This is a genomic window from Pseudonocardia sp. NPDC049154 (genome assembly GCF_040648315.1).
In the GTDB taxonomy this organism is placed as follows: Bacteria; Actinomycetota; Actinomycetes; order Mycobacteriales; family Pseudonocardiaceae; genus Pseudonocardia.
Window position 1 is genome coordinate 52,876 of sequence record NZ_JBEZDN010000005.1, and the last position, 25,526, is coordinate 78,401.

The window sequence follows — 25,526 nt, forward strand, 5'->3', positions numbered from 1 at the left end:
GCGGCGGCGAGCACGAGGAGACACCTGACACCGATGAGTCGCGCGGAGAAGTTCGAGTACGTCCGCTACGAGCTGCTGGACGACGGCGTGATCGCCCGGATCACGCTGAACCGGCCGGAGGCGCGCAACGCGCAGAACCGGGCGATGCTCGTGGAGCTCGACGAGGCGTTCGCCCTCGCCGAGGCCGACGACACGGTCCGGGTGGTGATCCTCGCGGGCGCGGGCAAGGCCTTCTCCGCGGGGCACGACATGGGCTCGGAGGTGCAGCAGCGGGAGATGACGCCGGGACCGGGCGCGCACCCGTCGAGCCTGGTCCACGGGGGCAGCCGGTCCGGTGGCGTCGAGCAGCAGCTGCTGCAGGAGTGGCAGCACTTCTTCGCCAACACCCGGAACTGGCGCAACCTGCGCAAGATCACGATCGCGCAGGTCCAGGGCAACGTGCTGGCCGCCGGGCTGATGCTGATGTGGGCCTGCGACCTGATCGTGGCGGCCGAGGACGCGGTGTTCGCCGACGTGGTCGGCACCCGGCTGGGCATGTGCGGGGTCGAGTACTTCGCCCACCCCTGGGAGTTCGGGCCGCGCAAGGCCAAGGAGCTGCTGCTCACCGGGGACGCCCTCGACGCCGACGAGGCCCACCGGCTCGGCATGGTCAGCAAGGTGTTCCCGCCGGAGACGCTCGTCGAGCAGACCCTGGAGTTCGCCCGCCGGATCGCGCAGCGCCCCACCCTCACCGCGCTGCTGATCAAGGACTCGGTGAACAACACCATGGACACCATGGGCTTCACCGCGGCGCTGCAGGCGAACTTCCACGTCCACCAGCTCAACCACGCGCACTGGCGCGAGGTGAACGGCGACGGCTACCCGGCGGCGAAGCCGGGCGTGGACATCCCAGACTGGCGTACCGCGGGCCCGCCCAGGATCGCCCGGCGCGACGTGCCGTAGACGCCCCGCACAGCCCGCGCGGACGGCACTCAGCCGGGCAGGACCGACCGGAAGGCCTTGGCGACCAGCGCGGGCAGGTCGGTCGAGTCCGCGTGCCGCCAGTGCCGCAACGCGCTGGTGAGACAGGAGACGGCGACGGCTGCGACCGCGGTGTCTCCCAGGCTCGGGGAATCGCGGCCGCCCTCCGCCGCCAGCCTGCGCGCGATGTCCTGCTCCCACCGCAGGCGCATCCGCAGGCTGCGGGACTCCAGGCTCGGCGTGGTCATGACGAGCACGGTGAGCCGCCTGCTTCGCGATCCCGCGTTCTCCGTGAGCATTGACTCTGCGTACGCCAGGACGGGCGCGGCCAGCGCCTCGACGGTCCGGGCCGGGTCCGGACGCTCCGCGACGAGCCGCACCATGGTCTCGGCCGCCTCGTCCTCGCCCGCGAACAGCACGGCCTCCTTCGAGGCGAAGTAGCGGAAGAACGTCGCGGGGGAGACGCCGGCCTCGGTCGCGATCCGGTCGACGGTCGTGCCGTCGTAGCCGTGCTCCTCGAACAGCGCCAGGGCCGCGTCGGTGATCTCCGCGTAGGTGCGGGCCCGGTTGCGTTCACGCAGCGTCGGGACGCGTTCCGTCGTCACGCCACCTCCCGGTTCGTCCTCTCGCCGCACCGACCCTACCGGGCGCGACCCGGTCGACGTGCGGGCGCAGTCGATCTCACGCCCCGCGGCCCACCGACTGCCGCGCGGACACCGTCCGCTCGTCGGTGCCCGCGAGCAGCCGCACCCCCGGGACGGCGCGCACCGCGTCCTTCATCCGGGTCGCGATCTCCAGCATCTCCGGCCCGTTGCGGCGGTCCGGCAGGTTGAGCACGACCAGCGCCGCGTCCACCCGGCCGCGCTCGTCGCACAGCGGGATGCCGATCCAGTCCACCTCGACCCTGTCGAGCCGGCTGAAGTCGGTGAACGCGTACTGGCTGCGACGCAGCTCACGCATCATGTCAGGCAGCTGCGACTCGTCGGCGACGGTGGCGTAGTCGTCGAGCGCCTTCTCGATGCGTGCCTTGACGTCCAGCCTGCTCGCGGCGGCCACGCCGGTGGTCCGCAGCAGGTCGACGGCGCTGAGGGCCAGCTCGATCTCGGCGGGGTCCATCGGCGGCTGGGCGCGGTCCAGCCAGTCCTGCACCTCGCTCATCGGCTTGCTCGCCAGGAACAGCACGCCCAGGGGCGGGGCGAACGGGTTCGCCCGCGCGCCCAGCCGGAACAGGGTGGTGACCCGGCTCGGCTCGCCCGCGGCCGCGATCGGCACGATCCAGTCGTCGAACACGGCGCTGACCAGGCAGTGCGCGTCCAGGTCGTGGGCGAGGACCTCCATCGCGGGGCGCAGCGAGTCGACCATGTGCGCGCGGTGCCCGAGCGCCGCCGCCCCGATCCCGGTCAGGACGGGCCCGAGCCGGATGAGCCTGCTCGACTCGTCCCGCATCAGGTAGCCCGCCTCGGCGAGGGTCTCGACGAGCGGGTGCAGCGTGGACTTGCTGATCGTCAGCTCGCGGGACAGGTCGGAGAGCGAGTAGCTGCGCCCCGGCCGTCGGGCGAGGAAGTTCAGCAGCGCGACGACCCGCTTCGTCGGGTTCGACGTTGCCCCTGCCACGGACGCTCCTCGAGTGCTCCGGTGATCCTCTGCGGCCCGACGGGGCGACGGGTCCGTCGGGCTCCCAGTGTCGCATCGCACGAGCAGGCGGGACGAGACGGGTGACGACACGCCGGCCCCGGCCCGGGCCGTCACTGCGCGGACCGGGCGTTGACGTGGCCGACTGTCGTGCCTAACATTTTCGACATTCGGTCTAGCTGTCCGAATATTCGAACAGAGAGGTTCGCCGGTGCCGCATCCACCCTCGCCGACGTCTCCCCTTCCCTTCCTGCGCGGAGGACCCGCCGACGGCGCCACGGGGAGCAGGCTCACGGAGGCGCTGCGGTCCAAGCTCCCGCACGACACGTGGGACACCGCACAGGTGCCCGCGGGTCTGCGTCTGGAGCTGGTCTCGCACGCCGAGGCGGTCGTCCTCGGGCTGCGCACGGGGGAGCGGCACGTACTGGCGGCCCCGACCATGGCCGACGCGGTGACCGTGTGGCGCGGCGCGGAGCGGCTGGCCGCGGTGCCGGTCGCCAAGGGCGACACCGCTGTGGTCGTGCCGCTGCGGGCCGACGGGGAGCGCCACACGCTGCACCTCCCCGAGGCGCTGCGCGCCTACCCGGTGTCGCTGGTGCCCGTGGGCGGCACGATCGCCGCCGCCCCGGCCCAGCCGCGGTGGCTGGCCTACGGGGACTCGATCACCCAGGGCTGGTCGGCGACCGACCCCGGGCTGACGTACCCGGCCGTCACCGCGCGCCGACTCGGGCTCGACGTGTGGAACCTCGGCTTCGCCGGGGCGGCCCGCGGGGAGATCGGGGCCGCGTTGCAGATCGCCGGGCTCGAGGCGGACCTGATCACGCTCGCGTTCGGCACGAACAACTGGAGTGCGCTGCCCACCGGGCCCGCGCACCTCGCGGGACTTCTGTCGGACTTCGTGGCGGTGGTGCGCTCCGGGCACCCGGAGACCCCCGTCGCCGTGCTCAGCCCCATCCTGCGACCCGAGGCCGAGGACACGGCGAACGTCGTCGGCGCCACGCTCGCCGAGCTGCGCGCCGCCTTCGAGGCCGAGGCCCGGCGGCTGGCGGCTGCGGACCCCCTGCTCCGTCTCGTCGAGGGCCTGCCGCTGGTGGCGGAGGGGCGGCTCGCGGACGGCATCCATCCCGACGACGACGGCCACCGGGCGATGGCGGACGCCCTCACCCCCGTGCTGGCCGAGCTCGGCGAACCCACGATCCGGAAGGTGACCCCATGACGACAGCACAGTCCACGGACGCGGCGGAGGGACGGACGGCGATCGTCGTCGGGACTGGACCCGCCATCGGGCGGGCGTGCGCCCTGGCCCTGGGCCGGGACGGCCTCGCGGTCGCCTGCCTCGACCGGGACGCCGACGCGGCGAAGGCCACCGCGGACGCGGTCCGCGCGGCCGGCGGCACCGCGGAGGCCTACGTCGTCGACGTCCTTGACCGGGACGCCGTGCGGTCCACGATCGCCGACGTCGTGCAGGCCCAGGGCGTGCCGGACGTGCTGGTGAACGTGGTGGGCGGGTCGAAGTGGGCGCTGAGCGCCGACGAGGACGACGCCACCTTCGACTCGGTGCTCGCGATCAACCTGCGCCAGCAGTGGGTCGTGGCGCAGGAGACGTTGCGGCACATGATCCCCGCCGGACGCGGCGCGATCGTCGTCATCGCCTCGGTGAGCGGCCTGGACGGATCGACGCGGCACGGCTCGTACGGCGCCGCGAAGGCGGGCCTGATCAGCCTGGTGAAGACCCTCGCCGTGGAGAACGGGCGGCACGGGATCCGGGTCAACGCCGTCGCTCCGGGCACCATCGACACCCCCGCCCGCGCGGGCACCGGTGACGACCAGCTCGTCGTCAAGGTGCCGCTGGGCCGCCGCGGCCGGCCGGAGGACATCGGGAACGCCGCGGCGTTCCTCGCCTCCCCGCTCGCGGACTACATCACGGGTCAGACGTTGACCGTCGACGGCGGCGTCACGGTCAGGCACAGCCTGATGGACCTGGACTGACCGGCGCCGAGCCGCCGACCGACTTCGAGGAGGGACCGCAGGAATGCTGCGCAGACTACTGAGACGACGCCGTGAGGACCCTGCGGTCGCCGTGATCGGCGCCGGGTTCGCCGGCATCGGGATGGCCGTGCGGCTCCGCAAGGCCGGCTTCGACCGGGTGACCCTGCTCGACAAGGCCGGGGGGCCAGGCGGCACCTGGTGGCACAACACCTACGCGGGCGCCGAGGTCGACACCCCGTCGGTCCTCTACTCGTACTCGTGGATGCCGTGGAAGTGGAGCCGCACCCACGTGCGGCAGGCGGAGCTGCAGGCCTACCTCGCCGCCGTGCTGGAGCGGTTCGGGCTGGCCGACAAGGTGCGCTACAACGTCGAGGTCAAGACCGTGCAGTGGCACGAGGACCGGCAGGACTACACCCTGCACTCGGGCGACGGCGCGGAGATCATGCGGGCCAAGTACGTGGTCAGCGCCGTCGGGCTGCTGAGCGACCCGCAGCTACCGAACCTGCCCGGGATCGACACCTTCGGCGGGCCGCTGTTCCACACGGCGAAGTGGGACTCCGGCTTCGACCCCGAGGGCAAGCGGATCGGCGTGGTGGGGTCGGGCTCGACCGCCGCCCAGGTGGTGCCGACGCTGGCGGGCCAGGCCAAACAGGTCGTGATGTTCCAGCGCGAGCCCGGCTGGATGGTGCCGAAGATGGCCCGCCCGTACACCGACGTCGAGCGCGCCGCGCTCGACTCCCGGCTGGCGCAGAAGGCGATCCGCTGGCGGCAGATCTACCAGCGAGACCGCGGGCAGCTCGGCGGCGGCGTGTGGCGCCCCGGCACCCCGCAGAACACCGGCGCGGAGGCGGCCGCCCGTGGGTACATCGAACGCAGCCTGGCGGGCCGACCCGACCTGATCGAGGCCGTCACGCCGAGGTACCCCTACGGCGGCAAGCGGCCCATCATCACCGACGACTTCTACCCGGCGCTCCTGCTGGACAACGTCAAGCTGGTCACCGAGGCCGTCCGCGAGGTCACCGAGACCGGTGTCGTCGACGGGGCGGGCGCCGAGCACGAGCTCGACGCATTGGTCATGGCGACGGGGTTCAAGGCGAACTTCCTGAGCACGTTCGACGTGACCGGGCGCACCGGGCGCAGCATCCACGACTACTGGGCCGGGGACGAGCGGGCCTTCCTGGGGATCATGGTCCCGGAGTTCCCCAACTTCTTCATCATGTACGGCCCCAACACCAACGGCGGCACGATCGTCACCAACTTGGAGCTGCAGGCCTCCTACATCGCCTCGGCGATCAGCCGGGTCGAGCGGGCCCGGGCGAGCTCGGTCGAGGTCCGCGAGTGGGCGGCCGACCTCTACGACCGGTCGGTCCAGAAGATGCTCGTCGGGACCGCCTTCCAGTACGAGAACAACTACTACCGCTCGGAGTCCGGCCGGATCGCGACCCAGTGGCCGGACGGCGTGATGATCTACGGCGCGCTCACCAAGGCGCTGCGCGGGCCGTGCCTGCGGGTCGAGTCGAAGCTCGGAGCCTGTGCGCCCGCGCCGGAGAAGGAGGAGGTGGCGACGCCGTGAAGCTCGTCGCATGGACGGCGGGGGCGGCCGCGGTCGCGGCCGCCGTGCCGCTGGTCGGCAAGGGCCGCCGCACCTGGCAGGCGTTCCAGGTCCTGCGGGCCATCGACATCCGCACGGTCAACACCGTGTCCGCGGACGCGCAGCGGACCGCGGGTGTCCCGGCCCCCGCCGCGACCCTGGACCGGGGGTGACCCGCCGGGACGACCGAGACGGCGGGCACCTCGACCCGACCGGCCCCGACCGCGTCCGATGCCGGGCACCGCGGTCGACCTCATGGAGGAGAGAACAGCCGAATGACCGCTGACACGACACGAGACCTGTACCGGCACTGGGCCGCGGAGACCGGGTCGCTGCTGCGCGGCGAGCTCTCCCCGGTCGCCCTGACCCGCTACCAGAACGAGTCGTGGCTCCATCTGGGAGCGGAGCCCGTCGGTGTGCAGTACCGCGACATCGACGTGGACGGGCTGCACGGGCTCTCCGCCCGGCCCGAGGACCCGCCCCGCGGTCCGGTCGTCCTCTACTTCCACGGCGGCGGGTACCTGGGCGGCTCCGCCGAGGCCGCCCGCAAGCTCGTCGGGCACCTGGCGGTCACCTCGGGGATCAGCGTGCTGTCCGTCGACTACCGGCTGGCGCCGGAGCACGTGTTCCCCGCCCAGCTCGACGACGCCGTGAAGGCGTGGAACTGGCTGGTCTCCCACGACTACCACCCGGCGAACCAGGTCGTGCTCGCCGGCGACTCCGCGGGTGGGCTTCTCGCCACCGTCCTCGCGCAGTACCTGCGGGACAAGGGCCTCGGCAGGCCCTCGGGCGTCGTGGGCCTCTCGGCGTACTACGACCTCGACGGCCACAGCCCGGTCTGGGACGAGAACGGGGACCGGGACGCCCTCGCCACCCGCGAGGCCGCTCTGCAGCTGCTGCCGATCATCGCGGGCCCCGAGGGCACCGTGAAGGACCCGTACCTGACCGCCCTGTCCGGTGGCGCCCACGATCTGCCGCCCCTCCACCTGAGCTACGGCGGGGACGAGGCGCTGCGCGGCGGCGGCCGGGAGTTCGCCGAGCAGGCCGCCGCGGCGGGGACCGAGGTCGAGCTCGAGATCGTCGACGGCCAGCAGCACGTCTTCCACTACGCCGCGGGACGCAGCGCGGCGGCCGACGCCGCCCTCGCGAAGGCGGGCGCATTCGTGCAGCGCGTCCTCGCCGTGAGCGCCTGACCCCCCGCACAGTCCAGTCACCGAGGAAGGACACGGCATGACCCTCATCGACGACCCCGCCCCCCACCAGGTCGACGGCGACTTCGTCGACCGCGCGCGCGGGTTGTACGACCTGATCTCCGCCGAGGCGCCCGCGGCCCGCGAGCAGGGCAGGCTCACCGACGCCGTCGCCCAGGCCATGAAGGACATCGGGGTCTTCTGGGCGCTCGTCCCCGAGGAGTACGGCGGGGAGCCGGTCGACATCGCCCAGTACCTGGGGATGCTCGAGGAGCTGTCCCGCGCCGACCCGTCGGCGGGCTGGGTCGGCCTCGCGGCAGGCCAGGGCAACGGGATGATCTCCTCGCTGCTGCCTGCGGAGAACGTCCGGGAGCTGCTCTGTGGCGACCCCAAGGGCATCTCCATCGGGCACATCGCGCCGCTGGGCAAGGCGGTGAAGGTCGACGGCGGGTACCGGGTGACAGGCCGCTGGCAGTTCGGCTCGGGCGCCAGCGTCGCGACGCTGATCGCGGGCGGCTCGCTCGTCGAGAACCCCGACGGCACGCCGGTGATGTTCGGCGACATGCCGGAGCTCGTCTTCCCGATGATGCCCGCGGACCAGATCGAGCTGCTCGGCAACTGGGACGTCACCGGCATGCACGCGACCGCCAGCTGGGACTACGCCGCGAAGGACGTGTTCGTCCCCGAGGGGCACACGCTCCCGGTCTCGCGGGTGCTGGCCGACCCGGTCGGCACCTGCACCCGCGACGAGCCGATCTTCCGGCTCGGCTTCATGGGGCGGGTCTACGCGGGGCACTCGGCGGTGGCGCTCGGCCTCATGGGGCGCGCGTTCGACGAGATCACGAGGATCGTCGCCACCAAGGGCCGCGTCGGCTACGCCACCACGATCGGCGAGTCCGACGTGTTCCGGCACGAGTTCGCACAGCGCGAGGCGGACTACCAGGCCGTCCGGGGCTACGTGTACCGCACGTTCCGGGACGTCGAGGACAGCATCGTCGCGGGCAACCCGTTGACCCCGCTCGACGACGCGCGGATGAACCGGGTCTGCGCCTGGATGCACCTGCGCGCCAACGAGCTCGTCCAGTGGTGTGCCTCATGGGCGGGTTCGGCGGCCGTGCGTGAGCCAAGCGTGATCGCCCGGCTGACGGCCGACCTCGACGTCATGATCAACCACCTCTACGTCGACCGCGCCAACCTGATCCCGACCGGTGGCGCGATCCTGCAGGCCTGGACCGCGAAGAGCTGACGCGAGGATCGGCCCTGACTGGGCGCCGGCCTCCCCCGGCGCCCGGTCAGGCCGTGGCGAATCCGATAATTGATTGACCGCTTTGCCGTGGCGGGTTACGGTTCATGATCGAACGACTACGGCAAAGGAGCCTGGTGATGCGCGGAGCGCTCACAACGGTGGCCGTCGGCCTGGTCCTGGCCCTCACCGCCTGCGGCAGCGGCACGGTGACCGCACCGAAGCCCGTCGCGGGCGTCGCTCCGGTGCCCGAACTGATCGCCCAGCTGCCTCCCGAGCTGGCCCGCACGAAGGTGCTGCCCGGGGCGAGCCCGATGAGCACCGCCCCGCTGTACTTCCTCGGCGAGGACGCCCAGACGCCGACGGGCCTGGTCATCGAGCTGATCGACAACGCGGCGGCGCACCTCGGGCTGACCGTGGAGTGGCGGCAGATCCCGTACGCGGGGCTCGTGCCCGCGATGTCCGCGGGCCAGGTCGAGGTCGCGGGCGCCCAGTTCTCACCGACCAGGACGAACCTCGACGCGGCCAACATCGTGACCCTGTACAGGTCGAGCACCAGCCTGCTCACCCGCACCCCGGACGTCGGGACCTTCGCGGAGCCGCTCGCGGTCTGCGGGCGCGCCCTGGCCGTGAGCCGGGGCTCGGCGCCGGACCTCGCCGTGGCGAAGGGCCTGGGCGAGGAGTGCGGGGCGGCGGCGCAGCCACCGCCCACCATCCAGCAGTTCGGCAGCGCCGGGGACGCCCAGGTCGCGCTACGGGCCGGGCGGGTGGACGCCTTCGTGCTGTCGACCGCCTCGTGCCAGTACGCCCACGACACCTACCCGCAGATCTTCGACATCGCGCGCAAGGGCGAGTTCAGCTCACGGGCGGCGGGCGTGGCGTTCGCCAAGCAGGGCACCGCCCTCGCCGAGCTGTTCCGCAAGGCCTTCCAGGCCGGGATCGACGACGGCTCGTCCGCGCAGATCCTCGCCCGGTGGGGGGCCTCCGACCAGTCCGTCCCGCGGGCGGAGCTCAACGTCCCGGTGGGGGTGTGACATGACCGTGTCGTCGGTGTCGACGGAGCGGGCGGCCGACGCGTTGCCGGACGTGCGGGCCCGGCAGCCGCACGTCGGCCGCTGGATCCAGGCCGTGGTGCTGGCCCTGGTGATCGTGATCGTGGTGCACACGATCTTCTTCAGCCCGAACCTGCAGCCGTCGGTGATCGCGCAGAGCCTGTTCAGCCCACGGATCCTCGAGGGGCTCGGGAACACCCTGCTGATCGCCGTCGTCGCGCAGGTCCTGGCCCTGCTGATCGGCGTGCCGGTCGGCTTCATGCGGGTCAGTGCCAATCCGGTGTCCCGCACCGGGAGCTGGCTGTACCTGTGGATCTTCCGCAGCACGCCGCTGATCGTGCAGATCCTGCTGTGGGGCAACCTGGCGCTGTTCCTGCCGAACCTCGTGCTGGGCGTGCCGTTCACGGCGGTCACCTGGCTGTCGGTGCCCACCAACGTCGTGATGACCGCGTTCGTCGCCTCGGTCATCGCGCTGGGCCTGCACGACGGCGCCTACATCGCCGAGATCGTCCGCAGCGGCGTGCTGTCGGTCGGGGACGGGCAGCGGGACGCGGCCGCCGCGCTCGGCCTGTCATGGTGGCAGACCCAGCGCACGGTCGTGCTGCCGCAGGCGCTGCGGGTGATGATCCCCCCCGCGGGCAGCGCGTTCGTGCTGCTGCTCAAGTCCACGTCGATGGTCGTGGTGATCGCGGGTGGTGACCTGCTGACCGAGGCGCAGAACATCAGCTCGACGAACCTGCGCACCGTCGAGCTGCTGATCGTGGCGACGATCTGGTACCTGCTCGTCACCAGCATCGCGGCCGCCGGGCAGGCGCTGCTCGAACGCCGCTTCTCCCGGTCGGACAGGAGGCGCCGATGAGCCGCGTGGAGCTCCGCAGCATCGTGAAGTCCTTCGGGGACAACCAGGTCCTCCGCGGCGTCGACCTCGACGTCGCCGAGGGCGAGGTCGTCTGCCTGCTCGGCCCGTCGGGCTCGGGGAAGAGCACCCTGCTGCGCTGCGTGAACGCCCTGGAGCTGCCGGACAGCGGGCACGTGCTCGTCGACGGCGACCTGATGGGCTTCCGCGCGGCAGGCGGCCGGCTGCACCCGCTGCCCGCGAAGCGGCTGCAGGCGCAGCGCCGGGGCATCGGGATGGTCTTCCAGAGCTTCAACCTCTTCGGCCACCTGACGGTGTGGGACAACCTGATGCTGGCGCCGCGGCTGGCGGGGAGGGCCGATCCGGACCGGGCCCGGCAGCTGCTCGAGCGCGTCGGGCTGGGCGACCGTGGGGACAGCTACCCGAGCATGCTCAGCGGCGGGCAGCAGCAGCGGGTGGCGATCGCGCGGGCGCTGATGACCGGGCCGCGGCTGATGCTGTTCGACGAGCCGACCTCGGCGCTGGACCCGGAGCTGGTGGGGGAGGTGCTGGCGGTGATGCGCGAGCTCGCCGCCGACGGGATGACGATGATGGTGGTGACGCACGAGATGCAGTTCGCCCGCGAGGTGGCCGACCGGGTCGTGTTCATGGCCGACGGGGTGGTGGTCGAGGAGAACACCCCGGCAGCGTTCCTCGACGCGCCGAGCTCCGAGCGCGCCCGCGCGTTCCTGGGGCAGCGGTGAGGGGGCCGGGCGTGCTGCCCATGGGCCAGGCGCTGACCTGGCTGGCGGAGCAGCAGCCGGACGCCGTGGCCGTGTCCGACGACGAGCGCACCCTGACCCGCGCCGAGCTGGACCGGGCCGCGAACCGGCTCGCCCGCGTCTACGCCGAGCAGGGCGTGCGCCAGGACGACCTGATGATGCTGGTGCTGCCCAACGGGGTGGACCTGTTGGTGGCGAGCGCCGCCGCCTGGAAGGTCGGTGCGGTCCCCACCCCGGTCTCGGTGCGGATGCCCGTGCCCGAGCGGTCGGACGTGGTCGCCGTCGCGCAGCCCCGGCTCGTGGTGGGCGCCGAACCACAGGACCATCCCGGCACGCCCACCGTGGGCGGCGACCTGGCGGCGCTCTCCGCGGGCCGGTCCGCGGAGCCGTTGCCGCCGAAGGCCGCCGGGTGCTGGAAGGCGGTGCTGTCCGGCGGCAGCACCGGCACGCCGAAGGTCGTGCTGTCGACCACGCCGGCCACGATCGACCCGACGGGCCCGCCGTCGGTCTACATCCCGGCGGGCGGCACGCAGCTCGTCGCCGGCCCGATGTTCCACGCCGCGTCCTTCACCTACGCCACCCGCGGGATGCTCACCGGTCAGCGGCTCGTGGTGCTGCCGCGCTTCGACCCCGCCCGCGTGCTGGAGGAGATCGCCCGGCACCGGGTCACGTTCGCCGCGTTCGTACCGACCATGCTGCGGCGGATCCTGCAGCTGCCCGCCGAGACGCGGGCCGCCGCGGACCTGTCGTCGCTGGTGGAGGTGCTGCATGTCGGTGCACGCTGCCCCGAGTGGCTCAAGCGCGAGTGGATCGCCTGGATCGGGCCCGAGCGGCTGCTGGAGGTCTACGGCGGCAGTGAGGCCCTCGGCGTCGCGACGATCCGGGGCGACGAGTGGCTGGCCCACCCGGGGTCGGTCGGCAGGCCGCTGGGGGACTCGGAGTTCCGGATCGTGGGTCCGGACGGGGCGGACGTGCCCGTCGGCGAGGTGGGGGAGATCCTGGCCCGGCGCACGTCCGGCGCGTCGACCTACCGCTACCTGGGCGCTCCCTCCCGGTGGCGGGACGACGGCTGGGACGCCAGCGGCGACCTCGGCAGGCTCGACGCCGGGGGGTACCTCTATGTGCTCGACCGGGTCGACGACATGATCATCACCGGCGGGGCGAACGTGTTCCCTGCCGAGGTCGAGGGCGTGCTCGACGGGCACCCCGGCGTCCGCACCTCCGTGGCGTTCGGGCTGAGCGACCCGGACCTGGGCCAACGGGTCCACGCCGTCGTCGAGCTCGCCGACCCGGCCGTCACGCCCGCGGAGCTGCTGGGGTGGGCGGGGGAGCGGCTGGACCGGGAGAAGGTGCCGCGCGCGGTCGAGATCGTCGACGGGCCGCTGCGCAACGAGGCAGGGAAGGTGCGCCGGAAGCTCCTGCGCGCCGAGCGCGAGGTCACTGCGGGCTGACACGGGCCTATCTATCATCTATATTATTGTTCGCTATCTGCGATGTCGGTCGCACAGAGGAGGAGATGTCGGTGACGACTCCCGAGAGGGTCGCGATCGTGACGGGCGCCGCGCGCGGGATCGGGGCGGGCACCGCCCTGCGTCTCGCGCAGGACGGGCTGAAGGTCGCCGTGCTGGACCTCGAGGAGGGCGCGGCGAAGCCCACCGTCGACGCGATCGTCGAGGCGGGCGGCACCGCACTCGCCGTCGGCGCGGACGTGGCGGACCCCGCGGCGGTCACGGCGGCCGTGGACCGGGTGGCGGCGGAGCTGGGCGCGCCCACGGTCCTGGTCAACAACGCCGGGATCACGCGCGACAACCTGCTGTTCAAGATGAGCGAGGCGGACTGGGACGCGGTCATGGCGGTCCACCTGCGCGGCTCGTTCCTGATGACCCGCGCCGTGCAGTCGCACATGGTCGCGGCGAAGTGGGGCCGGGTCGTCACGCTGTCGTCGACCTCGGCGCTGGGCAACCGGGGCCAGCTCAACTACGCGACGGCGAAGGCGGGCCTGCAGGGCTTCACGAAGACCCTGGCCATCGAACTGGGTAAGTTCGGCGTCACCGCCAACTGCATCGCGCCCGGGTTCATCGCCTCGGACATGACCAGGGCGACGGCCGAGCGGCTCGGCGAGCCGTGGGAGGACTACAAGGCCGCCCGCGCCAAGGCCATCCCCGTCGCGCGGGCCGGTGAGGTCGAGGACATCGCGAACGCGGTGTCGTTCTTCGTGGACGAGCGCTCCGGCTTCGTGTCGGGGCAGATCCTCTACGTGGCGGGCGGGCCGAAGGCGTGACCGGAGCATGACCATGCGTGATGCGGTCATCTGCGAGCCGATCCGGACCCCGGTGGGCGGGTTCGGCGGCTCGCTGCGGGACGTGCCGGTCAAGACCCTGGCCGCCACCGTGATCAAGGCGCTCCTCGAGCGCACCGGCCTGCCGCCGGAGTCGGTGGACGACGTGCTGCTCGGCAACTGCTACCCGTCGATGGACGCCCCGGCGCTGGGCCGGGTCGCGGCGCTCGACGCGGGCCTGCCGATCACCGTCGGCGGCTACCAGATCGACCGGCGCTGCGGCTCCGGCCTGCAGGCCGTGCTGAACGCCGCCATGCAGGTCCAGAGCGGCGCCTCGGACGTCGTCCTCGCGGGCGGCGCGGAGTCGATGTCCAACGCGCCCTTCTACTCCACGGCGATGCGGTGGGGTGCCAAGGCCGGTCCCGGCGTGCTGCTGCACGACTCGCTGGCCCGGGGCCGGGTCACCGCGGGCGGGGACAACTTCCCGGTGCCCGGCGGGATGATCGAGACCGCCGAGAACCTGCGCAGGGAGTACTCGATCCCGCGCGAGGAGCAGGACGAGTTCTCGGTCCGCTCGCACCTGCGGGCGGCGGCGGCGCAGGCCGAGGGCCGCTTCGCCGAGGAGATCGTCCCGGTGACGATCAAGGGCCGCAAGGGCGACACCGTCGTCACGGCGGACGAGCACATCCGCCCGGACTCCTCGATGGAGAAGCTCGCGACCCTGCGCCCGATCATGGGCAAGCAGGACGCGGAGGCCACGGTCACCGCGGGCAACGCGTCCGGCCAGAACGACGGCGCCTCGATCTGCATCGTCACCAGCCCGGAGAAGGCCGCCGAGTACGGGCTGCGTCCGCTGGTACGGGTCGTCTCCTGGGCGGTCGGTGGGGTGCCGCCCAGGACCATGGGCATCGGCCCGGTCCCGGCCGTGGCCAAGGCGCTGGACCAGGCCGAGGTGGCGCTCTCCGACGTCGACCTGATCGAGCTGAACGAGGCCTTCGCCGCGCAGGTCCTGGCCTGCACCCGGGAGTGGGGCTTCACCCCGTCCGACTTCGACCGGTTCAACGTCAACGGGTCCGGGATCTCGCTCGGCCACCCGGTCGGCGCGACCGGCGGCCGGATCCTCGCCACGCTCACCCGGGAGATGGTTCGCCGCGACGCCCGCTACGGCGTCGAGACCATGTGCATCGGCGGTGGTCAGGGTCTCGCGGCCCTGTTCGAGCGCGTAGCGGCATGATCGACGCCCGGACCTCGCTCGCACGGTCGATCGAGGCCCTCGTCGAGCGCGGACGCGCCGGGGACAGGCTGCCCGCGGAGCGCGACCTGGCTGAACGCTTCGGCGTCGGCCGGGCCGCGGTCCGCAAGGCCCTGTCCGAGCTCGGCGAGGCGGGGCGCATCGTGACTCACGCCCAGGCGGGCAGCTTCATCCGCTGACCGTTCCCGGTGCCGGCTCTCCGCGCCGACGGACCGCCTGACGCCGTCCGTCGCGTGCTGGTCCGGTGGCCTCGGGACAGCGGCGCTGAGCGTCTCCCGGGTCGGCGGCGTGGGCGACCTTCCTCGGCCGCACGACAGAGGAGACGTCAGGAGCCCGTCGAACGGGGGGTGAGCGTGACGCAGCAGTCGGGGGAGACGCCGTCGCCCACCACGCGGTAGCGGTCGTGCAGGCCCAGCCCGGCGACCAGTCCTGCGAGGTAGCGTTCGTTCACCACGCAGACGACCTCGGGGCTGCGGTCGGCGAGGGAGCGGAACGGGCAGTTGCGCAGCTCGATGCGGTCCGCGGGGGTCCGGTGGCCGACGTAGCCGAGGCGGCCGAGCAGGTCGAGCAGGTCGGCCTGCTCCGGCTCGGTCTGTCGAACGTCGGCGTGCTGGGCGGGCAGCTGTGCTGCGTCCCGCTTGCCCCGCGCGTACGCGACGTTCGAGGCCTGGTCGAGCAGGTTGTCGTCGTCGGGGTCGCCCGCGGCCTCGACGAGGATCCCGGCCAACCGGGCGTAGTCACGCGGCGGCAGGCTCAGGTCCAGCTCGGTCTCGACCACGGCGTAGTGCTTCGCCGGTCGCCCGGCTCCCGGTCCGGAGCGGCCGGGGGGCCGGGCGAACGACGTCTCCAACAGTCCGGCCTCGACGAGCTGGTCGAGGTGGAAGGCCGCGGTGGGGCGGGCCAGGCCCACCGCCGCCGCGACCTCGTCCCTGGTCACGGCCCGCCGGGCACCGACCGCGAACTCGTGGATGGCCCGTCGACGGGGGTCGGCGAGTGCCGCGAGCACCCGGTCCCGCTCGACGGGCGCGCTCACGCGATCGCCGCCAGCGCCTCGGGCTCGACGAACGCGCGGATCCCCGCAACCCGTCCGTCGGGCGCGACCGTGAAGATCTCGACCACCGAGGTCCACGACTCCACGCCGCCCGCGACGGAGCACACCCGCAGGTGCGCCGCCGCCTCCGCACCGTTGACGACCAGCACCTCCGGCGGCTCGATCGTGGCGCGGACGCCGTGGGCGGCGAGGGCGTCGAGCACGGCGCCGAAGTGCTCCCGACCGTGCCGGACGGGCGACCCCACCGGCTCCTCGAGGAACGGCTCCTCGACGAAGTTGGCGAGCCACCCGGCCCGGTCGGCGGCGTTGAACAGCGCCCGGTGCCGCTCGACGGCCTCCCGGGCGACGGCGGGCTCGACCGCGGTCCCCGCGCTCATCCGGCGGGCTGCGGCGTGGGCTCCGCTTCGGCCGGGTCGGCCGACTCCGCGAGGGCGTTCCACACCTTGCTGAGCAGCACGTGCGGCTCGACCGGCGCGGGCTCGGTGGGCTCCTCGCCGAGCAGCTGCGGGGTGAACCCGCGGCGGTCGGCGAAGATGTTGAGCATGTAGCAGCCCTCGGGACCGGCCTCCTCGGGCCCGTACACCGAGCCCTTCTCCTGCAACCGGATGTCACCGGGCTCGTACCAGCGCTTCCCCACGCGCAGCGATCCCCGCAGGATCAGCGACATGTAGTGGGTGCGGTGGTAGTGCACCGGGAATCGGTAGTCCGGTCCGACCTCCATCGGGAACACGGCCGGATCGCTGTCACCGTCACCGAGGAAGAAGCCGGCGAACCGGGTCCCGTCCTCCATCGTGGTGGACTCCGGGTCGTCCAGGTTGGTCTCGTACCGTCCGCGAGCTGTGCGTTCCATCCCTGCCCCTTTGCGTGGTGGTGGCACGACGCTAGCAACGCCCGACTCTAGAAACAACAGAATGTTTTTAGAGCCGGACCGCTCGGAGGCGGGGAGGTCAGGACTGTCCGGGGTTGAGCTGGACGAAGAGCCCCTCGGCCTCGGCGCAGACGGTCTCGCCGTCCCGGATGACCCCGGTGAGCCAACGCTTGCGGCCCTCCTCACGGACGAAGCGCACCTCGAGGTCGAGGTCGCGCTCGATCGGGGTGATGTGGCGGAAGTCGACGTGCAGGTAGGCGGTCCGGGCCACGGGGCGCCCGCCGTTGTTCGCGAAGCGGCCGAGGACGTCGTCGAACATCAGGGGGATGGTGCCGCCGTGGGCGGCGCCGTTCCCGCCGAGGTGGTACCGGCCGAACCGGACCCGCCCGCGCAGGACGTCGCCCTCGATCCGCGGGTCGTGCACCACCGGGAGCAGGGCGGAGCCCCGCCCGGGCAGGTCCTCGACGAAGCCGCTGATCCGGTGCCACTCGTCCCGGACCGTGGGCGCCAGCACCGCGGTCGCCCGGCGCAGGAGCGCGGAGGCCTCGGCGACGACGGCGGCGTCCGGTACGGCCGCAGCGAGCGTGTCCTGCAGATCGCGCATGTCGTCGACCATCTGGGCGTAGCCCTCGGGCGGCGTCGGCGTGTCGCGGGGGTGCCACCAGTTCGGCATCGGGTTCTGCGTGGCGCTGAGGTGCTCCATCCCAGTCCTTCCCTCGGCAGCGTCGGAGAGTCGGCGTCTGCATGAGAGAGTCTCGCACGATCGGGGGCGCGGCGACGGGGGAGGGCGCCGTCGGACGGCATAATGAGCTGTCGTGGCGGCTGACGCGGGCTCGGAGACGAGGGCGATCGTGGCTGCCGCCTGGTCCGTCCTCGAACGCTCGGGTTTCCGGTCGCTGAAGGTGCGCCAGGTCCTCGCGCCCGCCGGGGTGTCGGCCAACGGGTTCTACCGGCGGTTCCCGAGCCGGTCCCACCTGATGATCGCCCTGATGGAGGACGAGGCCGCGGCGGTGTCCGGGCGCCTGACGGCGCGCCTGAGACAGGAGGCCGAGCCGCCCCGGCAGCTGTACGCCTGGGTCGACGAGCTGGTGGACGTGGCCTTCCACCCGGTCCGGCTGCAGCGGGCGCGCATCTTCCTGGACCCCGTGCTCGCCGAGGAGCAGCCGGTGGCGACCGACCGGCTCGGCGGCGCGACGACGGTCGCACTGGCGGACGTGCTCCGGAGGGGGCGGGCGTCGGGCCACTTCGGCGCCGTCGACGAGGTGCTGACGGCCCGGGCGGTCCACCTGCTGCTGCGGGGGTTCACCTTCGAGCGCCTCGCAGGCACCCTGGCGGCGAGCCGGGACGACACGGTCGAGACCGTGCTGGCCATGCTGTCCGACGCCCTCGGCGTCGAGCCGCCGCTCGGGCCGACCCGGACCGGCGGTGCGGCTCGGCCCGTCGCCCCGGCCGGCGCCCTGCCCACCCTGTCCGACGACACCGCGGCGCTCGCGGCGGACCGGGCCGCGGGGACCACCGCGCCCGACCCGGAGACGGAGCGCATCGTGGCGGCCGCCTGGCGCGTGCTGGAGCGCTCGCACTTCCGGACGCTCAAGGTGCGGCAGGTGCTGGCGGCGTCCGAGGTGTCGGCCAGCCTCTTCTACCGCAGGTACCCGAGCAAGGGCGCGCTGCTGGTGGCGATGATCGACGACGAGAACCGCCGCGCCGCCGCCCACATGCAGGCCCGGCTGCGTCCCGAGCGGGACGTGACCGGTCGGCTGCGCGCCTGGGTCGAGGGCGGGTTGCAGATCGTCTACGACGACCGGCTCGCCCGGCGCAGCCGGCTGTTCCTCGACCCGGTGCTGGCCGCCGAGCACCCCCGCGAGTTCGAACGGCTGGTGGCGGTCACCATCGACCCCGGCCGGGACCTGCTGGTCGCGGCCGGGATGTCGCCGCAGGCGGCGGGGCTGCGGGCCCGTGCGACGTACCACGCCGTCCGGGGCTTCCTCGGCGACCGGCTCAGCGGGACCCACGACTGGGCCCGGGCCGACGTCGCGCGGACGCTGACGGCCCTGCTACTTCCGCGCCGGCCCACCGCGCCGGGTGACGGATGAGGACGGAGAACCCGGTTCGCGCGGGAGGACCTGGCCCGGTGTCATCGGCGCGGCGATAGTGGTCGGACACCGCAGGAATCGAAGGGGTTTCCGTTGTCCGTCTCCGACGTCGAGGTCCTGGAGCGCTATCCCCGCGCCCGTCTCGACCAGTTCTCCGTCGAGTTCTACCGGGGCCTGCTGGAGGGGCGCCTGCTGGTCGCGCGGTGCGCGGACTGCGGCACCCACCACACCCCGCTGCGTCCGCTCTGCCCCTCGTGCTGGTCCACCGCGGTCTCGCCGACCGCGGTCTCCGGCCGGGGGATCATCCACCTGCTGACCCTGCTCCACCAGGGGCCGCCCGGGGTGCCGTACTCGCCGCCGTGGCCGCTCGCCGCCGTCGAGCTGGCCGAGCAGCCGGGGCTGCGGATCACCGCGACCCTGGTGGACACCCCGCCCGAGCGGCAGCGGATCGGCGTCCCGGTGGAGCTGGCCTGGACCGAACGCGACGGAGCGCCGTGGCCGGCGTTTCGCGCCCTGCCCACCAGGAGTGCCCGATGAGCGCGGCGAAGGACCGGACGGCGATCGTCGGCGTGGGCCGGTCGCCCTACGCGCGCGACCGGGGGACGAGCGAGACGGCGCTGGTGCTCGAGGCGGCCACGGCCGCAATCCGCGACGCCGGGCTGACCGCCGCCGACATCGACGGCGTGGTGGCGGGCGGCCTGCACACCGGTGGCATCGACCCGTCGGTGGTGGTCTCCGCCCTCGGCCTGAGCGGGACCACCTTCTGGACCACCGCGCGCCCGCCGATCATGAACCACCTGCACGCCGCGGTCGGCGCGCTGCTCAATGGGGCGGCGACGACCGTGCTGGTCTACCACTCGGCGTACCGGTTGGGGCGGGGGCCGTTCCGCGAACGCGCCGCATTCGGCGTGGGGGACGGGCGCGCCACCCTCGGCGAGGGACACACCGAGACCGAGCCCTGGGGCATGTTCGGCCCGACGGGCTACGCCGCATGGGCGATGCGCTACCTGGACGCCTTCGGCCGCACCCGGGAGGATCTCGGGCGGGTGGCGCTCAACCAGCGGGCCAACGCAGGCCGGAACCCCGATGCGGTGATGCGGGACCCGCTGACGATGGAGCAGTACCTCGACGGCCGGATGGTCCGCGAGCCGCTGTGCCTGTTCGACATGGACGTTCCGGTCGACGGGGCGGACGCGTTCGTGCTGACCACCGTCGCCCGGGCGCGTGATCTACCCGGCCGACCGGTGCTGGTGCACGCCCTGTCCATGGGCATGGCCAGGCACCCCGAGGAGCACCTGACCGCCGGGTTCGACGACACGGGCCAGGCCGTGGCGGCCGCGGCGCTGCGTGCTCGCAGCGACCTGTGGGTGGACGAGGCCGACGTGCTCTTCCCCTACGACGGCTTCTCCATCATCACGCTGCGCTGGCTGGAGACCCTGGGGTTGTGCGACGACGGGGAGGCGGGGGACTTCCTCGCCGACCACTGGGACGCCGAGCAGGGCCGGGTGCTGATCAAGGGCAGGGTGCCGATCAACCCCCACGGGGGCAGCCTGTCGGAGGGCGGCACCCAGGGGGCCGGTCACGTCCACGAGGCGGTGCTGCAGCTGCGCGGGACGGCGACCGGCCGCCAGGTCGACGACGCCCGCTCGGCGCTGCTGACCCCGGGCGGGCTGTTCTTCAACGCGCAGGGCCTCGTCCTGCGCACGGACTGAGCCCGGGACGGCGCCGCCGAGATCGGTGCCCGCGCCACCCACCTGCAGGTCGAGCGCTCCGCCGCGCTCGCGCGGTACCGCCCGGTCCTCGCCCGGGCGATGCGCCACGTCGGCCACCTGGCGATCCGCAGCCGGGGCACGGTCTGCGGCAGCCTCGCCCACGCCGACCCCCCGGCCGAGTGGCCCGCACTGGCCGTCGCCCTGGGTGCCGAGCTGGTCGTCGAGGGCCCTGCGGGCGGGCGCGTCGTGCCCGCCGCGGCCTTCGCCACGGGGTACCTGCAGACCGTCCTCGACGACGACGAGCTGCTGGTCGGGATGCGGCTCCCGGCGCCGCCGCGCTCGGGCGCCGCGGTCGGCGAGGTGGCCCGGCGGCACGGGGACTTCGCCATGGTCGGGGTGGTGGCCGAGCTTGCCCTGACCGAGGACGGCGAGCTCGGCTCGGTGGGGCACTGTTCGGGGTCGCGGGCACGCCCTGGCGCCCCGACGGGCTCGGCGAGCTCGTCCCGTCCTCGGCGTCCGACGATCCCGCCCGGGTGAGCGAGGAGAGGGGCACCCTGGTCGCCGACACCCTCCAGCCGCCCGCGGACAACCACGCGGGCGCCGCCTACCGCCACCACGTCGCCCAGGAGCTCACCCGGCGGACGCTGGCGGCCGCGCTCGCCGAGGCCCGCGCCGCCGCCCCGGTGGCGGCGTCCCGGTGAGCGGGAAGCGGGAGGTCGTCCTGACGGTCAACGGCGTCCGCCACGAGCTGAGCCTGGAGGCGCGGCACACCCTGGCGGACGTGCTGCGGGAACGGCTGCGGCTGACCGGGGCGCACCTCGGGTGCGAGCACGGGGTGTGCGGCTCCTGCACCGTGGTCGTCGACGGCGAGCCCGCCGGTCCTGCCTGGTGCTCGCCGTCGCGCTGGACGGGAGCCGGGTCGAGACGGTTGAGTCCCTCGCGCAGGACGGCGTCCTGAACCCGGGTGCAGCGTGGGATGAGGGAGCGGCACGGTTTCCAGTGCGCGTTCTGCGCCCGGGTGTCCTGATGACCGCCAAGTGCCTGCTCGAGCGCAGTCCGCGCCCGACCCGCGAGCAGGTGCGGGAGGAGCTGTCCGGGAACCTATGCCGGCGCACGGGCTACCAGTCCCTCGTCGAAGGCGTGCTCGCCGCGGCGGAGATCGCCGCCGGGGGCGGGGACGAGTAGCTCGCGGACGGGGCTCATCGGCGCGCCCTTGCAGCGGGTGGAGGACGACCGGCTGCCCACCGGCCGCGGGATCTACGTCGACGACGTCGTGGTCCCAGACATGCTGCACGCGGTGTTCGTCCGTAGCGTGGTCCCGCACGCCTGGATCGTCGGCATCGACACCGCGGCGGCAGAGGCGCTGCCGGGGGTGCACGCGGTGCTGACCGGCGCCCAGGTCGTGGCACGGACCACCCCCTTCGTCGGCGCTGGCCGGGCTCGGCGTCGTCGCACACGCGGAGACGCTGCTCCCCAGCGGGCTCGCTCCGGTCCCGGGGCTGCCGCGGCGCTCGACGGGCTCCGCGAGCCGCACTACCCGTGCATGGCGACCGACGTTGTCCGCCTGGTCGGCGACCCGGTGGCGATCGTGCTGGCGACTCGCGCGGGTCGCCGAGGACGCCGCCGGTCTACCGGTCGACGACGCAGGCCGCCCACATGCTGAAGGGGTGCTGGCCCTGCTCGGTGAGTGCCGTCCGGCGGGAGCGCGGCTGCGCAGGCTCGTCCGCAACCCGCGGCAGCTGGCTGCGGTCGCCCGCGGCGCCCGCGCGGTGCTGGCCGACGCGCCCGCGCTGCGGGACGCGGCGAGGGCGGCCCACACCGCTGTTCCTCCGTCAGGTCCGCAGCGATCCCCGCTCCCCGCCCTGCTCGGCTCGCTCGCCAACGCGCTGGGCCCGGACCCCGGGTCGCGTCGTGAGGTCGTCACCGGCGACATCGGCGGGACCTAAGGCGCGAAGGCGCTCGTCTCCCGGGAGGAGGTCGCGCTGTACGCCGCGCCCGGATCACCGGTCGCTCGATGAAGTGGCCCAATGACCGCAGCGAGCACCTGCTCGTCGGCGGCCAGGCGCGCGAGGAGACCGCCGAGATTCAGGTCGCCGCCACCGACGCGGCCGAGACCTGGGTGCGCTAGCGGATGCTCGACATCGTGGCCCGCGAGCTCGGGCTCTCCCCGGAGGAGATCCGCCTGCGCAACATGGTGCCGAGGGCGTCCGGGGCGACCTGGGTCAGGGCCCCGCGGGCGTCGACCTCGCCGCGGTGGCCGCATACGCCTGCGCCGCCGGCGTCGGGGAGACCCTCCGGATCGAGGAGCGGTGGGACTGTCGGGGCGGGCGGGTGGGCGCAGGCCACGCACGTCTGCATGGTCGAGATCGACCCGATGACCAGGCTGGGCGCATCCCGCGCTACGTCGCCGAGGACTGCGGCGAGATCATCAATCCGGCGGTGGTGGACGGCCAGACCCGCGGCGGGTCGCCCTGGGCGTCGGCGCCGTTGTACGAGCACGCTCGCTACGGCGAAGACGGACAGTTCCAGGCCGGGACGTTCATGGACTTCCTGATCCCCACGGCGACGGAGACCCCGGACATCGAGGTGCACCACGTCGAGACGCCCTCCACCCTGACCGCCGACATCCGCGGGGTGGGGGAGGGCGGCATGATCTGCTCGCCGTCCGCGATCTCCAGCGCCATCGAGGACGTCCCGTCCGGGCACGGGGTCCGGGTCCGGGAGCAGTATCTGCCCCCGACCCGGATCCTCGAGCTGAGGGGCGTCATCGCCGCGGCGGGGCCGTGACGGTCGCCGGTCTCGGCGCACGGTTCTGCCGCCAGTATCGGGCTGGTCGGGCCGCAGGCCAAGAGATCCCGGTTCTCTTGTGACCATACAGGTGGATCATTACTTTCTTTCTTGGCTCATGCACCGGTCCCGTAGGGCCTCGTGCCGAGCCTCGATCGCACCGCGGTCGGGGAACCGCCGCCTACGCACTGGAGCGTGCCGTGACCGATGATCCCCGTGAACGTCGCTATCTCGAACCCGAGTTGGAGACGCTCCCGCGCGCGGAACTGCGCGCGCTGCAGGAACGGCGGGTCCTCGAGCTGATCCCGCAGGCCTGGGAGAACGCGCCCTTCTACCGCGAGCTGTGGTCCGCGGCGGGCGTCGTGCCGTCCGCCATCCGCTCGCTGGCGGACTTCCAGCGGCTCGTGCCGACCTTCGAGAAGGCCGACGTACAGGCCTACCGGGCCCGGACCGGGGACCTGTACGGCGGTCTGTTGATCGCCTCGCCCGACGAACTGACCACGGTCACCTCGACCTCGGGCACGACATCGGACCCGGAGCCGATCCCGGAGATCTGGGACACCGCACCGCCGTTGCCCGCGATCTCGGCCCGCGACCTGTGGGAGCTCGGCCTGCGGCCGGGGGACCGAGTGATCGTCCCCGCCGGGATCATGCGCGGCCACTACCCGGTGGCGTACCAGGCGCTGGGGCTGGTGCCGGTGTTCGTCGACAGCTGGATCGGCAAGGGTGCCGAGCTGCTGCGCGCCGTGCAGGCGCTGCGGCCGGCCTACCTGCAGCTGCTCCTGCCGACGGTCCTGGAGCTGGAGAAGCTCGAGGCCACGCACGACGTCAAGGGGGCCCTGTCGTCGCTGAAGGGCGCGTCCTTCGCGGGGCAGCCGCTCGGTGCGGTGCTGACGGCGAAGGTCCGCGACGAGTGGGGGGTGCAGCTGTTCACCTACTCCAGCGCCGCGGACACCGGGACGGCGTGGGAGTGCGGCGAGCACGACGGCTACCACCTCTGGGAGGACACCGTCCTGCCCGAGGTGCTCGCACCGGACTCCGACCAGGCCGTCGCCGACGGTCTGGTGGGCGAGCTGGTGGCGACCGACCTGGACAACGACGCGGCTCCGCTGATCCGCTACCGCAGCGGTGACCTCGTGCGTCTGTCGACCGAGACCTGTGGGTGCGGGCGCACCCACGCCCGCCAGTGGGTCAAGGGCCGCAAGGGCGACGAGCTGACGGTCGGCGGCCGCACGGTCGTGCTCAGCGACGTCTGGGCGGCGGTCGAGGCCGTCCCGGAGAGCGCCGACGGGCTGTTCCAGATCGTGCGCTCGCCGGACCCGATGTCGACGCTGCGGGTTCGCGTCGGGTACGCGCCGGACCGGACCGGGGACCTGGAGGACGTGGCGGCCCGGCTGCGCGCCTCGGTGGCGGAGCGGGTCGGGGTCGAGCCGGAGATCGAGTTGGTGACGAACGAGAAGCTGCTCGAGAGCAGCTCGAGCGTGGCGAAGTTCCCGAGGGTGGTGAAGGCATGAGCAGGGCGACGATGCTGGCCGCGGCCGGACCGCGGGCCCCGATCATGGGCATCGGGGTGCTCCCCGGTCCCGACGGGCCGGTCGACTACGAGATCGGCTGGCCGGAGTTCGAGCGCGACCAGGCCTGGGCGGACCGGGTCCTGGAGCGGTGGGGGATCTCCGCGGGAGACCGGATCCTGCTGGTCCTCGCCAACCACGAGTACGCGTGGGCCGGCTCGCTGATCGCCGCGATTCGGGCTCGACGGGCCGTGTATTCCCCCGTCGAGCCGTACGGGTGGGACGTACGCAGACTCAGCACCTTCCTGCGCAGCCACGACATCCGCGCGGTCATCGGTCTGCCGAGGGAGACCGTCGAGGCCGTCGCCGGTTCCGAGACCGTCGAACGGCTGGCCGCGGTGCCACGGCTGATCGTCCGGGCGGACGCCGTCGAGCCGCTGCGCGCGGAGGGCGTCACCGCGGCGGCGGTCCTCGGGGTGGGCCCCGCGCTCGGCATCGAGTGCCCCGAGCGCACGGGTGTTCACCTCGATCCCGCCGAGTGGGACCTCGCGGTCGAGGGCGGGACGGTTCGGCTGTCCTCGCGGGGCACCCGGGCACACACCTTCGACGGTTTCGACACCGGGTTGCCGGGCGAGCTCGTCGACGAGCCGTGCGCCTGCGGGCTCCCGGGGACCCGGATCGCCCTGCACCAGTCCTGACC

Annotated in this window: 32 protein-coding genes and 1 pseudogene; 26 read left to right on the forward strand and 7 right to left on the reverse strand. The window is 73.3% G+C overall.

What is annotated here, in order from left to right:
* The first annotated feature begins 33 nt into the window (after positions 1 to 33).
* The gene (locus tag AB0B41_RS04770) at positions 34 to 942 is read left to right on the forward strand and encodes an enoyl-CoA hydratase (protein ID WP_358198982.1); all 909 of its coding nucleotides are present in this window, start codon (positions 34 to 36) and stop codon (positions 940 to 942) included.
* 29 nt (positions 943 to 971) lie between these two features.
* Here AB0B41_RS04770 and AB0B41_RS04775 read toward each other — a convergent pair whose 3' ends face one another.
* Together AB0B41_RS04775 and AB0B41_RS04780 are read right to left on the reverse strand one after the other, a co-directional pair.
* Positions 972 to 1,565, reverse strand: coding sequence for a TetR family transcriptional regulator (locus AB0B41_RS04775; RefSeq protein ID WP_358198984.1), 594 nt, complete (start codon positions 1,563 to 1,565; stop codon positions 972 to 974).
* Positions 1,566 to 1,641: 76 nt separating this feature from the next.
* Positions 1,642 to 2,574, reverse strand: coding sequence for a helix-turn-helix domain-containing protein (locus AB0B41_RS04780; RefSeq protein ID WP_358198986.1), 933 nt, complete (start codon positions 2,572 to 2,574; stop codon positions 1,642 to 1,644).
* 229 nt (positions 2,575 to 2,803) lie between these two features.
* On the opposite strand from AB0B41_RS04780, the gene AB0B41_RS04785 reads away from it, so the two are divergent.
* The 13 genes from AB0B41_RS04785 to AB0B41_RS04845 all read left to right on the forward strand — a co-directional run bounded on the left by AB0B41_RS04785 (position 2,804) and on the right by AB0B41_RS04845 (position 14,983).
* Positions 2,804 to 3,808, forward strand: a complete 1,005-nt coding sequence (locus AB0B41_RS04785) for a GDSL-type esterase/lipase family protein (protein WP_358198988.1) — start codon at positions 2,804 to 2,806, stop codon at positions 3,806 to 3,808.
* Positions 3,805 to 4,581 carry an SDR family NAD(P)-dependent oxidoreductase gene (locus tag AB0B41_RS04790; RefSeq protein WP_358198990.1) on the forward strand — a complete coding sequence of 259 codons (777 nt, stop codon included), beginning with the start codon at positions 3,805 to 3,807 and terminating at the stop codon, positions 4,579 to 4,581. Before AB0B41_RS04785 ends, AB0B41_RS04790 begins: the two co-directional genes overlap by 4 nt.
* 43 nt (positions 4,582 to 4,624) lie before the next feature.
* The gene (locus tag AB0B41_RS04795; protein WP_358198992.1) at positions 4,625 to 6,154 is read left to right on the forward strand and encodes an NAD(P)/FAD-dependent oxidoreductase; all 1,530 of its coding nucleotides are present in this window, start codon (positions 4,625 to 4,627) and stop codon (positions 6,152 to 6,154) included.
* The gene (locus AB0B41_RS04800) at positions 6,151 to 6,345 is read left to right on the forward strand and encodes a hypothetical protein (RefSeq protein ID WP_358198994.1); all 195 of its coding nucleotides are present in this window, start codon (positions 6,151 to 6,153) and stop codon (positions 6,343 to 6,345) included. Before AB0B41_RS04795 ends, AB0B41_RS04800 begins: the two co-directional genes overlap by 4 nt.
* Positions 6,346 to 6,447: 102 nt before the next feature.
* Positions 6,448 to 7,365: an alpha/beta hydrolase gene (locus AB0B41_RS04805; protein WP_358198996.1), complete on the forward strand. Its 918-nt coding sequence runs from the start codon at positions 6,448 to 6,450 to the stop codon at positions 7,363 to 7,365.
* Between the two features lie 37 nt (positions 7,366 to 7,402).
* Positions 7,403 to 8,608 (forward strand): acyl-CoA dehydrogenase family protein, encoded by a 1,206-nt coding sequence (locus AB0B41_RS04810; RefSeq protein WP_358198998.1) that lies wholly within the window; start codon positions 7,403 to 7,405, stop codon positions 8,606 to 8,608.
* Positions 8,609 to 8,745: 137 nt separating this feature from the next.
* A complete protein-coding gene (locus tag AB0B41_RS04815; protein WP_358199000.1) occupies positions 8,746 to 9,639 on the forward strand; it encodes a transporter substrate-binding domain-containing protein in 894 nt (297 codons plus the stop codon).
* Position 9,640: 1 nt separating this feature from the next.
* Positions 9,641 to 10,516 carry an amino acid ABC transporter permease gene (locus tag AB0B41_RS04820; protein WP_358199002.1) on the forward strand — a complete coding sequence of 292 codons (876 nt, stop codon included), beginning with the start codon at positions 9,641 to 9,643 and terminating at the stop codon, positions 10,514 to 10,516.
* A complete protein-coding gene (locus AB0B41_RS04825) occupies positions 10,513 to 11,256 on the forward strand; it encodes an amino acid ABC transporter ATP-binding protein (RefSeq protein ID WP_358199004.1) in 744 nt (247 codons plus the stop codon). Before AB0B41_RS04820 ends, AB0B41_RS04825 begins: the two co-directional genes overlap by 4 nt.
* 20 nt (positions 11,257 to 11,276) lie before the next feature.
* Positions 11,277 to 12,725, forward strand: coding sequence for an AMP-binding protein (locus AB0B41_RS04830; protein ID WP_358199213.1), 1,449 nt, complete (start codon positions 11,277 to 11,279; stop codon positions 12,723 to 12,725).
* 71 nt (positions 12,726 to 12,796) lie between these two features.
* A complete protein-coding gene (locus tag AB0B41_RS04835; RefSeq protein WP_358199006.1) occupies positions 12,797 to 13,555 on the forward strand; it encodes an SDR family oxidoreductase in 759 nt (252 codons plus the stop codon).
* 13 nt (positions 13,556 to 13,568) lie between these two features.
* Positions 13,569 to 14,786 carry an acetyl-CoA C-acetyltransferase gene (locus AB0B41_RS04840; RefSeq protein WP_358199008.1) on the forward strand — a complete coding sequence of 406 codons (1,218 nt, stop codon included), beginning with the start codon at positions 13,569 to 13,571 and terminating at the stop codon, positions 14,784 to 14,786.
* Positions 14,783 to 14,983 (forward strand): GntR family transcriptional regulator, encoded by a 201-nt coding sequence (locus AB0B41_RS04845; RefSeq protein ID WP_358199010.1) that lies wholly within the window; start codon positions 14,783 to 14,785, stop codon positions 14,981 to 14,983. The genes AB0B41_RS04840 and AB0B41_RS04845 overlap by 4 nt, the downstream gene beginning before the upstream one ends.
* A 146-nt stretch (positions 14,984 to 15,129) precedes the next feature.
* Here the strand turns inward: AB0B41_RS04845 and AB0B41_RS04850 are convergent, their stop codons facing one another.
* From AB0B41_RS04850 to AB0B41_RS04865, 4 genes are all read right to left on the reverse strand, one after another.
* Positions 15,130 to 15,837 carry a helix-turn-helix domain-containing protein gene (locus AB0B41_RS04850; RefSeq protein ID WP_358199012.1) on the reverse strand — a complete coding sequence of 236 codons (708 nt, stop codon included), beginning with the start codon at positions 15,835 to 15,837 and terminating at the stop codon, positions 15,130 to 15,132.
* Positions 15,834 to 16,232: a nuclear transport factor 2 family protein gene (locus AB0B41_RS04855; RefSeq protein ID WP_358199014.1), complete on the reverse strand. Its 399-nt coding sequence runs from the start codon at positions 16,230 to 16,232 to the stop codon at positions 15,834 to 15,836. Before AB0B41_RS04855 ends, AB0B41_RS04850 begins: the two co-directional genes overlap by 4 nt.
* A complete protein-coding gene (locus AB0B41_RS04860) occupies positions 16,229 to 16,705 on the reverse strand; it encodes a hypothetical protein (RefSeq protein ID WP_358199016.1) in 477 nt (158 codons plus the stop codon). Before AB0B41_RS04860 ends, AB0B41_RS04855 begins: the two co-directional genes overlap by 4 nt.
* Before the next feature lie 97 nt (positions 16,706 to 16,802).
* Positions 16,803 to 17,426, reverse strand: a complete 624-nt coding sequence (locus AB0B41_RS04865) for a PaaI family thioesterase (RefSeq protein WP_358199018.1) — start codon at positions 17,424 to 17,426, stop codon at positions 16,803 to 16,805.
* Between the two features lie 112 nt (positions 17,427 to 17,538).
* Here AB0B41_RS04865 and AB0B41_RS04870 point away from each other — a divergent pair, with 112 nt between their 5' ends.
* From AB0B41_RS04870 to AB0B41_RS04910, 9 genes and pseudogenes are all read left to right on the forward strand, one after another.
* Positions 17,539 to 18,816, forward strand: a complete 1,278-nt coding sequence (locus tag AB0B41_RS04870; RefSeq protein ID WP_358199020.1) for a TetR/AcrR family transcriptional regulator — start codon at positions 17,539 to 17,541, stop codon at positions 18,814 to 18,816.
* Positions 18,817 to 18,909: 93 nt separating this feature from the next.
* A complete protein-coding gene (locus tag AB0B41_RS04875) occupies positions 18,910 to 19,353 on the forward strand; it encodes an OB-fold domain-containing protein (RefSeq protein WP_358199022.1) in 444 nt (147 codons plus the stop codon).
* The gene (locus AB0B41_RS04880) at positions 19,350 to 20,528 is read left to right on the forward strand and encodes a thiolase family protein (protein WP_358199024.1); all 1,179 of its coding nucleotides are present in this window, start codon (positions 19,350 to 19,352) and stop codon (positions 20,526 to 20,528) included. The genes AB0B41_RS04875 and AB0B41_RS04880 overlap by 4 nt, the downstream gene beginning before the upstream one ends.
* A gap of 18 nt (positions 20,529 to 20,546) precedes the next feature.
* Positions 20,547 to 21,065 (forward strand): annotated as a pseudogene (locus tag AB0B41_RS04885) (FAD binding domain-containing protein); the annotation flags it as partial.
* Complete coding sequence (locus AB0B41_RS04890; protein WP_358199026.1) at positions 21,062 to 21,229, forward strand: hypothetical protein; 168 nt, start codon at positions 21,062 to 21,064, stop codon at positions 21,227 to 21,229. The pseudogene AB0B41_RS04885 and the gene AB0B41_RS04890, both read left to right, overlap by 4 nt.
* Positions 21,226 to 21,486, forward strand: a complete 261-nt coding sequence (locus AB0B41_RS04895; protein WP_358199028.1) for a 2Fe-2S iron-sulfur cluster-binding protein — start codon at positions 21,226 to 21,228, stop codon at positions 21,484 to 21,486. The genes AB0B41_RS04890 and AB0B41_RS04895 overlap by 4 nt, the downstream gene beginning before the upstream one ends.
* 68 nt (positions 21,487 to 21,554) lie before the next feature.
* Positions 21,555 to 21,713: a 2Fe-2S iron-sulfur cluster-binding protein gene (locus AB0B41_RS04900; RefSeq protein WP_358199030.1), complete on the forward strand. Its 159-nt coding sequence runs from the start codon at positions 21,555 to 21,557 to the stop codon at positions 21,711 to 21,713.
* A 37-nt stretch (positions 21,714 to 21,750) separates the two neighbouring features.
* Positions 21,751 to 22,191, forward strand: coding sequence for a hypothetical protein (locus tag AB0B41_RS04905; RefSeq protein ID WP_358199215.1), 441 nt, complete (start codon positions 21,751 to 21,753; stop codon positions 22,189 to 22,191).
* Between the two features lie 4 nt (positions 22,192 to 22,195).
* The gene (locus tag AB0B41_RS04910) at positions 22,196 to 22,474 is read left to right on the forward strand and encodes a hypothetical protein (protein ID WP_358199032.1); all 279 of its coding nucleotides are present in this window, start codon (positions 22,196 to 22,198) and stop codon (positions 22,472 to 22,474) included.
* Between the two features lie 178 nt (positions 22,475 to 22,652).
* On the opposite strand, the gene AB0B41_RS04915 is transcribed toward AB0B41_RS04910, so the two are convergent.
* A complete protein-coding gene (locus tag AB0B41_RS04915) occupies positions 22,653 to 22,886 on the reverse strand; it encodes a hypothetical protein (protein ID WP_358199226.1) in 234 nt (77 codons plus the stop codon).
* Between AB0B41_RS04915 and AB0B41_RS04920 the strand changes: the two genes are divergently transcribed.
* The 3 genes from AB0B41_RS04920 (at position 22,860) to AB0B41_RS04930 (ending at position 25,524) form a co-directional block, all read left to right on the forward strand.
* Positions 22,860 to 23,315, forward strand: a complete 456-nt coding sequence (locus AB0B41_RS04920; RefSeq protein ID WP_358199217.1) for a molybdopterin cofactor-binding domain-containing protein — start codon at positions 22,860 to 22,862, stop codon at positions 23,313 to 23,315. The genes AB0B41_RS04915 and AB0B41_RS04920 overlap by 27 nt on opposite strands.
* A 200-nt stretch (positions 23,316 to 23,515) precedes the next feature.
* On the forward strand, positions 23,516 to 24,829 hold the full coding sequence (locus AB0B41_RS04925; RefSeq protein ID WP_358199034.1) for a phenylacetate--CoA ligase family protein: 1,314 nt from the start codon (positions 23,516 to 23,518) through the stop codon (positions 24,827 to 24,829).
* A complete protein-coding gene (locus AB0B41_RS04930) occupies positions 24,826 to 25,524 on the forward strand; it encodes a hypothetical protein (protein ID WP_358199036.1) in 699 nt (232 codons plus the stop codon). Before AB0B41_RS04925 ends, AB0B41_RS04930 begins: the two co-directional genes overlap by 4 nt.
* Positions 25,525 to 25,526 lie beyond the last annotated feature (2 nt).

What these genes read in the sequence shown, in the direction of transcription:
- AB0B41_RS04770 (WP_358198982.1), top strand. Translation starts at nt 34, where the DNA reads ATGAGTCGCGCGGAGAAGTTCGAGTACGTCCGCTACGAGCTGCTGGAC.
- AB0B41_RS04790 (WP_358198990.1), top strand. Translation starts at nt 3,805, where the DNA reads ATGACGACAGCACAGTCCACGGACGCGGCGGAGGGACGGACGGCGATC.
- AB0B41_RS04795 (WP_358198992.1), top strand. Translation starts at nt 4,625, where the DNA reads ATGCTGCGCAGACTACTGAGACGACGCCGTGAGGACCCTGCGGTCGCC.
- AB0B41_RS04805 (WP_358198996.1), top strand. Translation starts at nt 6,448, where the DNA reads ATGACCGCTGACACGACACGAGACCTGTACCGGCACTGGGCCGCGGAG.
- AB0B41_RS04810 (WP_358198998.1), top strand. Translation starts at nt 7,403, where the DNA reads ATGACCCTCATCGACGACCCCGCCCCCCACCAGGTCGACGGCGACTTC.
- AB0B41_RS04815 (WP_358199000.1), top strand. Translation starts at nt 8,746, where the DNA reads ATGCGCGGAGCGCTCACAACGGTGGCCGTCGGCCTGGTCCTGGCCCTC.
- AB0B41_RS04820 (WP_358199002.1), top strand. Translation starts at nt 9,641, where the DNA reads ATGACCGTGTCGTCGGTGTCGACGGAGCGGGCGGCCGACGCGTTGCCG.
- AB0B41_RS04825 (WP_358199004.1), top strand. Translation starts at nt 10,513, where the DNA reads ATGAGCCGCGTGGAGCTCCGCAGCATCGTGAAGTCCTTCGGGGACAAC.
- AB0B41_RS04830 (WP_358199213.1), top strand. Translation starts at nt 11,277, where the DNA reads ATGGGCCAGGCGCTGACCTGGCTGGCGGAGCAGCAGCCGGACGCCGTG.
- AB0B41_RS04840 (WP_358199008.1), top strand. Translation starts at nt 13,569, where the DNA reads ATGCGTGATGCGGTCATCTGCGAGCCGATCCGGACCCCGGTGGGCGGG.
- AB0B41_RS04845 (WP_358199010.1), top strand. Translation starts at nt 14,783, where the DNA reads ATGATCGACGCCCGGACCTCGCTCGCACGGTCGATCGAGGCCCTCGTC.
- AB0B41_RS04855 (WP_358199014.1), bottom strand. Translation starts at nt 16,232, where the DNA reads ATGAGCGCGGGGACCGCGGTCGAGCCCGCCGTCGCCCGGGAGGCCGTC.
- AB0B41_RS04860 (WP_358199016.1), bottom strand. Translation starts at nt 16,705, where the DNA reads ATGGAACGCACAGCTCGCGGACGGTACGAGACCAACCTGGACGACCCG.
- AB0B41_RS04865 (WP_358199018.1), bottom strand. Translation starts at nt 17,426, where the DNA reads ATGGAGCACCTCAGCGCCACGCAGAACCCGATGCCGAACTGGTGGCAC.
- AB0B41_RS04880 (WP_358199024.1), top strand. Translation starts at nt 19,350, where the DNA reads ATGAGCGCGGCGAAGGACCGGACGGCGATCGTCGGCGTGGGCCGGTCG.
- AB0B41_RS04900 (WP_358199030.1), top strand. Translation starts at nt 21,555, where the DNA reads ATGACCGCCAAGTGCCTGCTCGAGCGCAGTCCGCGCCCGACCCGCGAG.
- AB0B41_RS04915 (WP_358199226.1), bottom strand. Translation starts at nt 22,886, where the DNA reads ATGCAGACGTGCGTGGCCTGCGCCCACCCGCCCGCCCCGACAGTCCCA.
- AB0B41_RS04930 (WP_358199036.1), top strand. Translation starts at nt 24,826, where the DNA reads ATGAGCAGGGCGACGATGCTGGCCGCGGCCGGACCGCGGGCCCCGATC.